We start from the raw sequence: 12,066 nt of genomic DNA, 5'->3' as shown, positions 1-12,066 counted from the left end.
GGTAGATCGGGCCTCGGACATCGCCTTCGAGGCGTGCCGGGACCGCGTCAGTCGGCGCCCGGAACGAGGGTGCCGCGACGTCGCAGCCCGATGAGGTCGACGACCGAGACGAGGGTCGCGATCGCCAGGAAGACGCCGACCGCGGCCATGCCGTAGGCGTACGCGTCGTGGTACACCGCGAGGGAGTCGAGCCCGGCATCCTTCTCGCGGTAGATCGACGCGTAGAACAGCGACAGACCGATCGCGGTGCCCACCGCCGTCCCGACGCGCTGCCCGAGCTGTCCGACCGAGCCGGCGAGGCCGCCCTCGCGCACGGCGATCTCGGACAGCGTCAACGTCTGGTTGGGCGAGACGACGAGCCCGCCGCCCGCCCCGGCGACGAGCAGCGCCGCGGCCATGCCGTAGGCGACGGTCTCGCGGGGCATCGTGTAGGCGACGATCGTCAGCGCGACGACGCTCACGAGCACCGTCACGAGTCCGATCGTCACGAGCTGCCGGCCGAGCCGGTTCACGAGCAGACCGCCGTAGTACGAGCTCGCGGCACTCGCGACGGCGAACCCGATGGAGACCATGCCGGCGAACACCGGCTCGAGGCCCACCCCGAGCTGCAGGAACAGCGTGCCGAGCAGGAACATGGGCGGGATCGCCGTGAAGTAGGCGACGACCACGAGCGTGCCGTTGCGGAACGACCGGATGCGGAACATCCGGAACGGGATGAGGGGCTGACGACCGGATGCCGCGTATCGCCGCTCCCACCAGAAGAACAGCGCCGCGAACAGGACGAACGCGGTCAGCAGCCACCACCGGTTCGGGTCGTCCTCGGGTGAGCCGGTCGTGAACAGGAACGGCCACATGAGCGAGACGATCATGAGGCCGAAGAGCACGATGCCGACGGGGTCGAGCTGGAGGGGCCGGCCGCTGGCCTGACGGGTCTGCGGCAGGATCCAGATCACCCCGGCGAGCACGAGGAGGCACAGCGGCACGTTGAACCAGAAGATGCCGCGCCAGCCGTCGGTCTCGCCGCCGATCGCGATCATGAGTCCGCCGAGCGTCGGCCCGAAGGCCGTCGCGATGCCGATCGTCGCGCCGAACAGACCGAACGCGCGGCCGCGCTCCTTGCCGGTGAAGAGCTGCTGGATCGTTCCCATCACCTGCGGCATCTGGATGCCGGCCGCGATGCCCTGGACGAGCCGCGCCGCCATGAGCACCTCGATGCTCGGAGCGAGCGCGCAGACCGCGCTCGTCACCGTGAACAGGCTCAGCCCGACGATGAACAGCACCTTGCGGGACCGCTGGTCGCCGAGCCGACCGAAGGGCACGAGCGCGAGACCGAACGTGAGGATGTAGCCCGAGACCACCAGCTGCAGCTGCGTGGACGTCGCGCCCAGCGATGCCTCGATCGCCGGGAGACCGACGTTGACCTTGCTGAGGTCGAGGATCGTGAACGCCGCCACCGAGACGCAGACCCAGAAGGCCCGCCAACGCTGCGAGGAGGAGAGGGGGATGCTGGCGGTGGCGGGGGATGTCATGACCGTCCCACGCTACCGGCCCCCTGCCGGGTCAGGGCGGGCGTGCTCAGGACGCCGCGGCGCGCTCGGCCTTCTTGCGCTCCTGGAACTCGCGCAGCGCCTCGTACCGGTCGGCCGAGCGCGCGCGGCGTTTCTCGGCCTCCTCGTCGCGGTCCTTCGGTGGCACGCTCGAGACCAACTCGTCGAGCAGGCGGCGCGTCGCGGCGGCGATCTGCTCGACGGCGCGGTCGAACGCTTCTTGGTTGGCACGCGAGGGTTTCGTCATCCCGCTGATCTTGCGGACGTACTGCAGGGCGGCGTCGTGGCATTCGGCGTCCGTCGCGGCGGGCTCGAAGTTGTGGAGCGGCACGATGTTGCGGCACATGGCCGCCACGGTACGCCGCGCACCACCCCGCCACCAGGGTCACTCGGCGCGACGCTCCGCCTGCTCGTCGGTCAGGACGTCGGGGTCGAGCCCCTGCTGGATCTCGGCGCTCTCGACGAACGGGTCGGGGGCGGCATCCGGCATCGGTGCACCCTCGCCGCGACCGCGGTCGGCGGCATCCTGCTGTTCCTTCTCCTCGTTCGTCACCGCGCCTGCGGCGATGATGGAGGACTCGTCCTCCGACCAGCCGCCGGCCGGGGCGGCCTCGCTCGTCCGGTCGTCCGCGTCGTGTTCCATGGCCGTCTCCTCCGTCATCTGTGCAGCCATCGTCCGGTGCGGCGGCGTCGCCGTCGACGGGCTTGACCGCGTCGCCGCGGGACGGCTACGAACGAGGAGGACACGGAAAGGGAGCAGGATGTCGGGACACGGGCGCGACACGGCGGGAGGGCCCTTCGTGGTGACCCTCGTCGTCGATCTACCGATCGCCAAGCCCGATGCGCTCGAGACGATCGCGTTCGCGTGCGACGGTGTCGTCGAGCATGCGCGCACCGCCTACCCGCGCGTCAGCCTGTCGCCGGGGGCGTGGGCCGAGGTGCAGATCCCGAAGTTCGGCGATCCGCCGCCCCTGGCGGTCGACGTCTGCTCGGACGAGTCGGGCGAGGTCGCACGGGTCGCGGCCGATCGCCTGAAGGGCGCACTCGAGCGGCTCGGGTGGCGGATCCGCGATCCGCGACCCGGCGAGGCCTGACCCGCTCAGGCGGTGCGGCGCTCCTGCAGGAGCGTTTCGTGTCCGGGGTTCGCCTCGAACCAGTCGGCGACGTACCAGCAGACCGGGATGACCCGCCGGTCTCCGCGTCGCTCCAGGTCGGCGACCGCGCGGCGCACGAGCTCGCCGGCGTAGCCCGCGCCCCGGAAGGTGGGGATCGTGTACGCGCGCGTGAGTGCCACGGTGCGGCCGTCGTCGTTGTAATCGAGGACGCTGACGAGGTCTTTGCCGCGGTGCAGGGTGTAGCGCGCGGCATCCTTCTCATCGGTGAAGATCAGGTCGCTCATGCGATCACGCTACGCCGATCCGGCGACGCGCGGACGACGCCCAGCGGATTGAGCAATCTGTCACATTCCGTCATGCGGACGCTGTCGAGGGCGGGCGGTTTGACACATGGCGACGCGCTTCGTCATAATCGGCCACATGACTGACTTCGCACGCACTCTGTCCGCCCGGGAGGCGAACGGAACTGCCGGCATCATGATGCCGCAGCGTGCTGTCATGTGTTGCCGAATGTGTCGCTGACACGGTGATCCCCGCCGGGTCGCGCCGCCGTTTCTGAACACGGCGTCGTCCGACCCCCGAGGCTCCGGCTCCTCCGCCCACAACGCGGATGCCGGTGGCCTCGCACATCGGCCCCAGTGAGGCCATCCGCGCAACACTCCCGAACCCGCGTCCCGCTCCGGGTTCCCCCTTCGAAGGACATCGCCATGTCGACCTCCGCTCTCCTCTCCGCTCCCACCGCCCCCCGCCACCTCCGCGCCGTCGAGGACATCGCGCCGGCCCGTCCCGCCGCTCCCCGCCCCGCGCCGTCCGCGAGCGGACTGCCCGCCGGCACCGCGCCGCGCGGCTTCGCCCTCTACGTCGGCCTCGACGAGCTGAAGGCCGCCGCCGACGGCGTCAGCCTCTCGGTGATCGTCGACGCGCTCCGCCGCACCATCGCCGAGCTCGCGCCCTCCGCCGAGACGCACGCGACCGTCGCCCTCGCCCCCGTCGGCGCCGGCGGCCGTGACGTCGACGTCGTACGGCTCGCGCTGCACGAGCCGGCCGCCGTGGCCCGCACGAAGCCCGAGGAGCCGCTCGACGAGCACGTCCCCGGTGGCGTCACGATCGACATCTCCCGCCGCCGTGTGCACATCGACGGCGAGACCGCGTCGCTCACCTTCAAGGAGTTCGAGCTGCTGCAGTACCTCGTGCTGCGCGAAGGTCGCACGATCGAGCGCACCGAGCTCGTCTCGTCGCTGTGGAGCCACGCCGACGGCGACGACGCGCCCGGCGAGCGCACGATCGACGTGCACGTGCGCCGCCTGCGCTCGAAGCTCGGCCGCTACGAGGACATCGTCCGCACCGTGCGCGGCATCGGCTACCGGTTCGACCGCCACGCCGACGTCGTCATCCGCTACGGCCACGGCACCCCTTCGCCCGACCGCTTCTGACCGTCGCGCCGGGTGCGCTGTCAGCACCCGGACGTAGGGTGTCGGCATGAGGACGGGACTGCGCGAACGGATGCCGCATCCGCCGCCACCCTCGTCGGTCAAGCCGCTCGAGGCCGAGTACCGACCGAAGGTCCCGACCGATGGGGCGGGCGCGATCCGCTATCAGCAGCGGGGCGCGCACGACCCGTCGCAGACCACGGTCGACGGCGTGATCTGGCGCGCGACGCGGACACCGGAGGGGATCGCCACGATCGCGATCCGGCCGGGGCTCCGGACGGTGCGTGCGGCGGCGTGGGGTCCTGGCGCGGCGTGGACGCTGGATCAGTTGCCGCGGCTGTGCGGCGCGGGCGACGACCCCGAGGGGTTCGATGCGTCGCGGCATCCGCTCATCGCGGCGACCCACCACCGGCGACCCGATCTGCGGATCGGCGCCACCGACCTCGTCTTCGACGCGCTCGCGAGCAGCGTCTTCGAGCAGAAGGTGACGGGGCTGCAGGCGTTCGGCGCGTGGCGCTGGATCCTGACGCACCACGGCGAGCCGGCCCCCGGCCCGACGCCGCGGCCGATGTACGCGCCCCCGGCGGACTGGCGGATGATCCCGAGCTGGTCGTGGCATCGTGCGGGGCTCGAGCCGCCGCAGTCACGCACGATCGTGGATGCCGCGCGCCGTCGCGCGTCGATCGAGCGCGCCGCCGAGTCCGCGACGACAGGGGATGACCGCGATCGAGTCTTCATGAGCCTGCCCGGCGTCGGCGTCTGGACGAGCGCCGAGACCCGCATCCGCGCCTTCGGCGACCCCGACGCCGTGAGCTTCGGGGACTATCACGTCGCCCACCAGGTCGGCTACGCGCTGACCGGATCACGCGTCGACGACGACGGGATGCGGGAGCTGCTCGAACCGTGGAAGGGTCACCGGCAGCGCGTGATCCGCCTGATCGGTGCGAGCGGCGTCGTGGAGCCGCGGCGCGGTCCGCGCCTCGCGCCGGAGGATCACCGGGCCCGCTGAGGACCCCGCCGTAGGCTGGGCGCATGGCGCAGCGGCAGCGGGGACGACGGTTCTGGGTGATCGGCACGGTGCTGCTGTTCGTCGGCGGCATCCTGTTCGGACTGATCCTGCAGAACGTGTGGATCGGCCTCGTCCTGGCCGCCGCGATCTCGATCGGCTGGCTGATCGCCTACGAGTCGCGCCGCGGGCGCAACGAGGGCATCTACGACCGCGACGACGACGGCGCGCAGCTCTGACGTGAGCACAGACATTCCGCTCGATCTGAGCGACGGCTGGTGGGGCTACCTCGCCTGAGACCTACCCACGCGGGAGCGACGGTCGGCGGCATCCTCGCTTCCGTGTCGTGCAGCCAGCCGCACGACCCAGTAGATCCCCCAGACGATCAACGCGATCATCAGGACCACTCCGAAAATGATCAGGAGATGCCAGCCGAGGAGTCCACCCATGCGGCCACCCTGCCACACGTCTCAGGCATGCGCACGATCGACCTTTGACGCGACACGCCCGGGCCGCTAACGTAGCAGGGCTGTGCCGACCGGCACGGCGAGAACCCGGAGGACGCGATGACCACGCAGCAGCGTGATCTGCTCCAGCGGAACGAGACCAAGGTCCCGTTCCGCTACGAGCCGTACCCTCCGGCGCGCGCCGTCTGACGCCATCACCGTCCGACGCCCCGCACCGCACAGGTCCGGGGCGTCTTCTCGTGTGTTCCTCTCCGCACGAAGGCTCCCGGGCCCTCCACGAAGGAAAGGAACCATGGAGAAGCTCTCGAACAGGCTGCTGTCGTGGGCGAGCATCATCGACGAGAAGACCGTCGAACAGGCTCGCACCTCGTCACGCATGCCGTTCATCCACCCGCACCTGGCGCTCATGCCGGATGCGCACCTCGGCAAGGGGGCGACCGTCGGCTCGGTCATCCCGACGCTGGGCGCCATCATGCCGGCGGCCGTCGGCGTCGACATCGGATGCGGCATGATCGCCGTCCGCACGCAGTTCACGAAGGCGCAGCTCGTGGAGCGCGACCTCGCGGCCCTGCGGGAGCAGATCGAACGCGCGATCCCGCTGTCGGCCGGCCGCGACAACCGCAAGATCGTCGCCACCGCTGAGCCGCGCGTCGCCGAGCTGGAGGAGCTCGCCGCGAAGAACGGGTTCGACCCGGCATCCTACGCGGGGCACTGGCGGAACCAGCTCGGGTCGCTCGGGTCGGGGAACCACTTCATCGAGATCTCGGTCGACGAGACCGACGCGGTGTGGATGTTCCTCCATTCCGGCTCGCGGGGCGTCGGCAACAAGATCGCCACGCATCACATCGCCGTCGCGCAGCGGCTGGCGACGCAGTGGTGGATCGAGTTGCCCGATCGCGACCTCGCCTACCTCGTGGAGGGGACGGACGAGTTCTGGGAGTACATCCGTCAGCTGCGGTGGGCTCAGCACTTCGCCCTCCTCAACCGGGAGGAGATGATGGACCGGGTCTCGCGTCAGCTCTCCGAGGTGATGGGAGAGGACGTCGTCGAGCACGAGCGGATCAACTGCCACCACAACTTCACCGAGCGCGAGAAGCACTTCGGCAAGGAGGTGTGGGTGTCGCGGAAGGGCGCCATCCAGGCGGACAAGGGACGGCCCGGGCTCATCCCCGGGTCGATGGGCACGGCCTCGTACGTCGTCTCCGGACTCGGCAACCCGCTCTCGCTGAACTCCTCACCGCACGGCGCGGGGCGGGAGTACTCGCGGTCGGCGGCGCGTCGGACGTTCACGCACGAGCAGCTGCGGGAGGCGATGTCGGGCATCGAGTTCCGTGACACGGACGCGTTCATCGACGAGATCCCGCAGGCGTACAAGCCGATCGACCGGGTCATGGCGGACGCCGCCGACCTCGTCGAGATCCGGCACACGCTGCGCCAGCTCGTCAATGTGAAGGGCGACTGACCGGCGCTCTCTCCGGGCGGCGGCCCCTACATCTCCTCGTGGGTGTCGGGGTCGCCGTCCCACAGCCGGCCGCGCTCGAGCGCGGAGATCGCGGCGACCTCGTCGTCCGTGAGCGAGAACCCGAAGACGTCGGCGTTCTCGGCCTGGCGTGCGGGATCGGCGGACTTCGGGATCGGGGTGGTCCCGAGCTGCACGTGCCAGCGGAGCACGACCTGGGTGGGCGTGACGCCGTGGGCGGCGGCGGCATCCGTCACCACCTGTTCGCTGAGGAGCTCCGACCGCCGCGCGAGGGGGCTCCAGCTCTCGGTGCGGATGCCCTGCGCGGCGTGGAAAGCGCGCAGGTGCGCCTGCGGGAAATACGGGTGCAGCTCGACCTGGTTCACCGCGGGCACGACGCCGGTCGCCTCGATGATGCGGGCGAGCATCGGCTCGGTGAAGTTCGAGACGCCGACCGATCCGACGCGTCCCTCCTTCTGCAGGTCGACCATCGCGCGGTAGGTGTCGACGTACTTGTCGACGCTCGGGTTGGGCCAGTGGATGAGGTACAGGTCGATGCGGTCTAGTCCGAGGCGTTCGAGCGAGCCCTCGGCGCTGCGACGCGTCTCGTCGTACCCGTGGTCGCGTCCGGGGACCTTCGTCGTGACGATCAGTTCGTCACGGATGCCGCTTCGCCGGACGGCCTCGCCGACCTCGCGCTCGTTCTCGTAGTTCACGGCCGAGTCGAGCAGCCGGTAGCCGCCCTCGATCGCCGCGACGATGGCATTCGTGCCGTCCTCGCCGCGGAGGTTGTACGTGCCGAGACCGAGCTGCGGGAACGCGGTGCCGTCGTTCAGGGAGACCGTGGGGATGCTGACCATTCCGCCACCGTACGCCCGATCCCGGCCTCTGGGGGATAACCCGAAGCGAGGTCTCCGGACGGCCCCGATGTGGGGGGCTGACCCCGCCCCTAGCGTGGGTGACATGACTTCCGACACCTCCTCGCCTCCCCGACGGCTCCGCCCGCTGCGGCGGCTCGGCGCGCTCGCGCAGCTCGCCGCCGTCGCTCTGGTGGGCATCGGCATCCTGACCACCGTGCTCACCCTGTTCGGCACGGGTGTCGGACTCGCGCTCGTGTTCGGCATCGGCATTCCTTTGATGATCGCCGCCGTCTACCTCGCGTGGGCCGGCGCTTGGCTCGAGCACGAGCGCGCCGAGGGGCTGTACGGTCACGGCATCCCCTCGCTGGCGATCCGCACGAGCGGCCAGCCGGGCTTCCGCGGATTCCTCCGCACACTGTGGCTCCAGTTCATCGACGGGGCGATGTGGCGCGGCATCGGCAGCTTCGCGATCGCCTCCGTGCTCGGCTGGATCGTCATCGGGGCCACGTCTGCCGGCGTGACCGGCATCGGACTCGCCGTCTCGCCTCTCGGCGGCGCCGCGGGCGGCCGACTGCCGGTCCTCGGCGTCCCGGTCACGGGCGGCTGGGCCGTCGCGGGCGGCATACTCGCGGTCCTGGTGAGCCTCGGCATCCTGTTCGGGATCTCCCTCCTCGACGACCTGCTGACCCGGTCGATCCTCGTCCCCTCCCGCGAGGCCGTCCTCGCCGAGCAGGCGCGTGCCGCCGGCGCGCAGCGTGCCGGCGCGGTGCGGGCCAGCGAGGTCGAGCGCACCCGCATCGAACGCGACCTGCACGACGGCGTCCAGCCGCGGCTCGTCTCGGTCGGGATGACCTTGGGGCTCGCGCAGCAGAAGATCGACTCCGACCCGGTCGCCGCGAAGGCGCTGATCGACGAGGCGCACACCTCGACGAAGGCCGCCATCACCGAGCTGCGACAGTTGGCCCGCGGCATCCACGCGTCCGTCCTCGACGACCGGGGACTGGATGCCGCCCTCTCGGCCCTCGCGGCACGGTCCCACGTGCCCGTCGCCCTCGACGTCCGCCTCGACGAGAGGTGCAGCGCCACCTCGGAGGCCGCGGTCTACTTCGTCATCGCCGAGTCCCTCACCAACGCCGCCAAGCACGCCCGCGCCACCGAGGTGCGCGTCGTGGTCCGCAGCCGCGGCGACGCCCAGACCGGACGGCTCATCTGGGCGCGCGTCGAGGACAACGGCATCGGCGGGGCCCGCGTGCTCCCCGGCGGTGGCCTCGACGGGATCATGAACCGGGTGCTCGCCGCCGGCGGCACCGCGACACTCGACAGCCCGGCCGGTGGGCCGACGTCCCTGGAGGTGACGCTCCCGTGCGCATCCTGATCTGCGAGGACTCCACGCTGCTGCGCGAAGGCCTGGTCCGCGTGCTCGAGGACGCAGGCCACACCGTGGTCGCCGCCCTCCCCCACGCCGACGGCATCGTCCAGGCGGTGACCGAGACGGCGCCGGAGCTCTGCATCCTCGACGTGCGGCTGCCGCCGACCTTCACCGATGAGGGCATCCGGGCCGCGCTGACGCTGCGGGCGCAGCATCCGACCCTCCCCGTCCTGGTGCTCAGCCAGTACGTCGAGGAACGCTACGCGAGCGACCTCATCACCGGACAGAACGCCGCCCTCGGGTACCTGCTGAAGGACCGCGTCGCCGACGTGCGGGACTTCCTCGACTCGATCGATCGGATCGCCGCCGGCGCGACGGTCCTCGACCCAGAGGTGGTGGCGCAACTGCTGACGCGCCGCGCCCGGGACGAGCGGATGTCGCGCCTCACCGACCGCGAACGCTCGGTGCTCGCGCTCATCGCCGAGGGCAAGAGCAACGCCGCGATCGCGTCGGCGCTGTTCGTCTCGGAGGCGAGCGTCGAGAAGTACATCACCTCCCTCTTCCAGAAGCTCGGCCTCGAACAGGACGAGCACGGGAACCGACGGGTGCTCGCGGCTCTCGTCCACCTCGAACACAGCGCACCGCCCGCCCCCGGGCATCCCGATCAGAACGGAACGAACCGATGAGCATCGACCTCACTCCCCCGCCCACCGCTCCCACGACGCCTGCCCCGCAGCCACCGCAGCAGCCGCGGCGCGCGTCGGCGCAGATCGTCTCGATCATCGCGATGTCGCTCGGCGGCGTACTGCTGCTCGGGACGCTCGTCTCGGGCATCGGCTCGATCGCCTACGCGAGCACGAATCGGGGCGCCGGCGATCAATCGGCCGATGTCGCAGGAGTGACGGGCCTGTCCTTGGACGTCTCGGCCGGTCACGTCGTCGTCGACTATGCGGACGTCGACGAGGCGACCCTCACCGTCGACGGGAACCGCGACTGGAAGCTCGAGCGACGCGGCGAGACGCTGTCCCTCTCCAACTCGCGCCCGTGGTGGATGCTGCAGGTGGGATTCGACGCGGCCGAGAACCGCGCCACACTGACCCTGCCCAAGGAGATGGCGGACCAGAAGCTGGATGCCGACGTCAACGTCGCGGCCGGATCGGTCACGGCAGACGGCACCTACGGGCTCCTCAACGTGTCGGTCGGTGCGGGCGACGCGACGGTGACCGGCACCGCGGACGACGTCCGGGTCGATGTCAGCGCCGGTGATGCCGACGTCGCTGTCGACGGGGTGCAGCGTGCGAACCTCACGATCGGCGCAGGTCAGATCACTGCCGACCTCCGCGGCGAAGCCCTCGACGACGTCCGTGTGGATCTCAGCGCGGGGACCCTCGTGGCGACCCTCCCTGACGAGGCGTACCGCGTGACGTCCGACGTCTCCGTCGGCACGTTCGACAACCGTCTGCAGACCTCGACGAGCGCCACGCGCACCATCGACGCCACCGTCTCGGCCGGTACGGTCACCCTCCGCCCCGGCGTCTAGCCCCTCACGCACGACGAGCCGTCGCAGATGGTCGCCCCCGAACCGGGGAAACGACCGTCCGCGACGGCTCGCGGTGTGTGAGGCGTCAGCCGACGGCGGCGATCTCGTTCGGGACGTGGTCGAGCGTCACGGTCTTCGCGATCTTGTCGGCGTCGAGGTCGACGACGACGAGCTCGCTGTCGGCCGGGTCGGTGACGTAGGCGAGGGAGCCGGCGACCTTCACGGACGGGTGCGGGTCCTGCCACTCGGCGGGGCCCTCCCACGGGTCGACGACGGGCAGCGATCCGGTGATCTCGCCCGTGGCGGGGTCGATCGAGTGCAGCTGACCGTCGGTGCCGATCAGGACCGCCTCGTCATCCGGGCCGCGGCCCACGCCGCGGTAGGTGTACTCGACGCCCTCGGGCAGTGCGACCTTCTCAAGGGTGTTCGCCTCGGTGTCGATCAGAGTGATGTTGCGCAGGAGGTACCCCTCGGCATCCGGGTCGTCCTTGTAGTCCATGACGACCAGCGGGCTGTTCTCGGAGACGTAGGCGTTGCCCATCCGGCCGTACTCGTCGGGCGAGGTGAGCTTCGTGATCTCGCCGTCCTTCACGACGAGGGCGCCGTTCTCGCACCCGAACACGACCGTCTCGTCCTTCGCGGTCCCCTCACCGTGGACCCCGGGGCACTCGTCGTTCGACGCGATCTCGTTGCGGTCCTGGTCGAGGACACGGATACCGGTGCGCCCCGACTCGTCGCCGACGGTCGTCAGCAGCGTGCCGTCCTCCAGCTCGACCGAGACGCCGTGGTGCGCGGTGACGCCGGGGACGACCTCCGCCTTCGGGAGGGCGTCGCCGGTCTTCGCCAGCTCGGCGGAGTCGAAGATCGTCGTGTCGCTCGTCGCGTCGTCGTAGAGCACGGTCTTGCCCGCGTGCGAGACGACGTGTCCCGCGGCCGCGGCGGGGACGACCAGGTCGGTCAGCTCCGGCTTCTGCACATCGAGCAGCTGGAAGCCCTCCGACGTGGTCACCATCACGTGGCGGCCGTCGCCGGCCGCGTTCAGACGGATGAAGTCCTCCGAGGCGAACTCGCCGAGGTTCTCATAGTCGGCGCCGCCGAGGACGAGCACACCGCCCGCGTACGCGACGGCGACCCGGGGCCCGTCCGGTGCGGTCTGTGCGGCACTGTCGGCGGGGGCGGATGCCGGTGGTGCGGCGCTCGCGCATCCGGCGAGCACGAGGGCAGCGGCACCGGCGAGGGCGCCGAACTGCAGGGTCTTCTTCATGGGTTTCCT

The 12,066-nt window shown here is 70.8% G+C and carries 14 protein-coding genes; 8 read left to right on the top strand and 6 right to left on the bottom strand.

Going from position 1 to position 12,066, the window contains the following annotated elements:
- Nucleotides 1-47 precede the first annotated feature (47 nt).
- From AYL44_RS14045 to AYL44_RS14035, 3 genes are read right to left on the bottom strand one after another with little or no spacing between them, the layout of a single operon-like run.
- Complete coding sequence (locus AYL44_RS14045) at nt 48-1,529, bottom strand: MFS transporter (RefSeq protein WP_064003888.1); 1,482 nt, start codon at nt 1,527-1,529, stop codon at nt 48-50.
- A 46-nt stretch (nt 1,530-1,575) separates the two neighbouring features.
- On the bottom strand, nt 1,576-1,893 hold the full coding sequence (locus AYL44_RS14040) for a DUF2277 domain-containing protein (protein WP_064003986.1): 318 nt from the start codon (nt 1,891-1,893) through the stop codon (nt 1,576-1,578).
- A 39-nt stretch (nt 1,894-1,932) separates the two neighbouring features.
- Nucleotides 1,933-2,190 (bottom strand): hypothetical protein, encoded by a 258-nt coding sequence (locus AYL44_RS14035; protein ID WP_064003985.1) that lies wholly within the window; start codon nt 2,188-2,190, stop codon nt 1,933-1,935.
- 118 nt (nt 2,191-2,308) lie between these two features.
- Here AYL44_RS14035 and AYL44_RS14030 point away from each other — a divergent pair, with 118 nt between their 5' ends.
- On the top strand, nt 2,309-2,641 hold the full coding sequence (locus tag AYL44_RS14030) for a hypothetical protein (protein WP_064003887.1): 333 nt from the start codon (nt 2,309-2,311) through the stop codon (nt 2,639-2,641).
- A gap of 5 nt (nt 2,642-2,646) precedes the next feature.
- On the opposite strand, the gene AYL44_RS14025 is transcribed toward AYL44_RS14030, so the two are convergent.
- Complete coding sequence (locus AYL44_RS14025; RefSeq protein WP_064003886.1) at nt 2,647-2,946, bottom strand: GNAT family N-acetyltransferase; 300 nt, start codon at nt 2,944-2,946, stop codon at nt 2,647-2,649.
- 423 nt (nt 2,947-3,369) lie between these two features.
- On the opposite strand from AYL44_RS14025, the gene AYL44_RS14020 reads away from it, so the two are divergent.
- From AYL44_RS14020 to AYL44_RS14000, 4 genes are all read left to right on the top strand, one after another.
- A complete protein-coding gene (locus AYL44_RS14020; RefSeq protein WP_064003885.1) occupies nt 3,370-4,095 on the top strand; it encodes a winged helix-turn-helix domain-containing protein in 726 nt (241 codons plus the stop codon).
- 70 nt (nt 4,096-4,165) lie between these two features.
- Nucleotides 4,166-5,101: a DNA-3-methyladenine glycosylase family protein gene (locus AYL44_RS14015; RefSeq protein ID WP_064003884.1), complete on the top strand. Its 936-nt coding sequence runs from the start codon at nt 4,166-4,168 to the stop codon at nt 5,099-5,101.
- 23 nt (nt 5,102-5,124) lie between these two features.
- Nucleotides 5,125-5,337, top strand: a complete 213-nt coding sequence (locus tag AYL44_RS14010; protein WP_064003883.1) for a hypothetical protein — start codon at nt 5,125-5,127, stop codon at nt 5,335-5,337.
- A 520-nt stretch (nt 5,338-5,857) separates the two neighbouring features.
- Nucleotides 5,858-7,027: an RtcB family protein gene (locus tag AYL44_RS14000; protein ID WP_064003881.1), complete on the top strand. Its 1,170-nt coding sequence runs from the start codon at nt 5,858-5,860 to the stop codon at nt 7,025-7,027.
- Between the two features lie 26 nt (nt 7,028-7,053).
- On the opposite strand, the gene AYL44_RS13995 is transcribed toward AYL44_RS14000, so the two are convergent.
- Nucleotides 7,054-7,884, bottom strand: coding sequence for an aldo/keto reductase (locus AYL44_RS13995; protein WP_064003880.1), 831 nt, complete (start codon nt 7,882-7,884; stop codon nt 7,054-7,056).
- A gap of 103 nt (nt 7,885-7,987) precedes the next feature.
- Between AYL44_RS13995 and AYL44_RS13990 the strand changes: the two genes are divergently transcribed.
- Genes AYL44_RS13990 through AYL44_RS13980 form a run of 3 tightly spaced genes read left to right on the top strand, consistent with a single transcriptional unit; the run spans nt 7,988 to nt 10,793 of the window.
- The gene (locus AYL44_RS13990) at nt 7,988-9,259 is read left to right on the top strand and encodes a sensor histidine kinase (RefSeq protein WP_064003879.1); all 1,272 of its coding nucleotides are present in this window, start codon (nt 7,988-7,990) and stop codon (nt 9,257-9,259) included.
- Nucleotides 9,247-9,939: a LuxR C-terminal-related transcriptional regulator gene (locus AYL44_RS13985; protein ID WP_064003878.1), complete on the top strand. Its 693-nt coding sequence runs from the start codon at nt 9,247-9,249 to the stop codon at nt 9,937-9,939. The genes AYL44_RS13990 and AYL44_RS13985 overlap by 13 nt, the downstream gene beginning before the upstream one ends.
- Entirely contained in the window at nt 9,936-10,793 is an 858-nt protein-coding gene (locus AYL44_RS13980; protein ID WP_064003877.1) for a hypothetical protein, read from the top strand. Before AYL44_RS13985 ends, AYL44_RS13980 begins: the two co-directional genes overlap by 4 nt.
- An 85-nt stretch (nt 10,794-10,878) precedes the next feature.
- Here the strand turns inward: AYL44_RS13980 and aztD are convergent, their stop codons facing one another.
- Nucleotides 10,879-12,057, bottom strand: coding sequence for a zinc metallochaperone AztD (gene aztD, locus AYL44_RS13975; protein ID WP_064003876.1), 1,179 nt, complete (start codon nt 12,055-12,057; stop codon nt 10,879-10,881).
- Nucleotides 12,058-12,066: the final 9 nt, after the last annotated feature.

The sequence above is a fragment of the Microbacterium oleivorans genome (assembly GCF_001644225.1).
Classification (GTDB): Bacteria; Actinomycetota; Actinomycetes; order Actinomycetales; family Microbacteriaceae; genus Microbacterium; species Microbacterium gawkjiense.
This window is presented reverse-complemented; position numbering and strand designations above follow the sequence as displayed.

What these genes read in the sequence shown, in the direction of transcription:
- AYL44_RS14045 (WP_064003888.1), bottom strand. Translation starts at nt 1,529, where the DNA reads ATGACATCCCCCGCCACCGCCAGCATCCCCCTCTCCTCCTCGCAGCGT.
- AYL44_RS14040 (WP_064003986.1), bottom strand. Translation starts at nt 1,893, where the DNA reads ATGTGCCGCAACATCGTGCCGCTCCACAACTTCGAGCCCGCCGCGACG.
- AYL44_RS14035 (WP_064003985.1), bottom strand. Translation starts at nt 2,190, where the DNA reads ATGGAACACGACGCGGACGACCGGACGAGCGAGGCCGCCCCGGCCGGC.
- AYL44_RS14030 (WP_064003887.1), top strand. Translation starts at nt 2,309, where the DNA reads ATGTCGGGACACGGGCGCGACACGGCGGGAGGGCCCTTCGTGGTGACC.
- AYL44_RS14025 (WP_064003886.1), bottom strand. Translation starts at nt 2,946, where the DNA reads ATGAGCGACCTGATCTTCACCGATGAGAAGGATGCCGCGCGCTACACC.
- AYL44_RS14020 (WP_064003885.1), top strand. Translation starts at nt 3,370, where the DNA reads ATGTCGACCTCCGCTCTCCTCTCCGCTCCCACCGCCCCCCGCCACCTC.
- AYL44_RS14015 (WP_064003884.1), top strand. Translation starts at nt 4,166, where the DNA reads ATGCCGCATCCGCCGCCACCCTCGTCGGTCAAGCCGCTCGAGGCCGAG.
- AYL44_RS14010 (WP_064003883.1), top strand. Translation starts at nt 5,125, where the DNA reads ATGGCGCAGCGGCAGCGGGGACGACGGTTCTGGGTGATCGGCACGGTG.
- AYL44_RS14000 (WP_064003881.1), top strand. Translation starts at nt 5,858, where the DNA reads ATGGAGAAGCTCTCGAACAGGCTGCTGTCGTGGGCGAGCATCATCGAC.
- AYL44_RS13995 (WP_064003880.1), bottom strand. Translation starts at nt 7,884, where the DNA reads ATGGTCAGCATCCCCACGGTCTCCCTGAACGACGGCACCGCGTTCCCG.
- AYL44_RS13990 (WP_064003879.1), top strand. Translation starts at nt 7,988, where the DNA reads ATGACTTCCGACACCTCCTCGCCTCCCCGACGGCTCCGCCCGCTGCGG.
- AYL44_RS13980 (WP_064003877.1), top strand. Translation starts at nt 9,936, where the DNA reads ATGAGCATCGACCTCACTCCCCCGCCCACCGCTCCCACGACGCCTGCC.
- aztD (WP_064003876.1), bottom strand. Translation starts at nt 12,057, where the DNA reads ATGAAGAAGACCCTGCAGTTCGGCGCCCTCGCCGGTGCCGCTGCCCTC.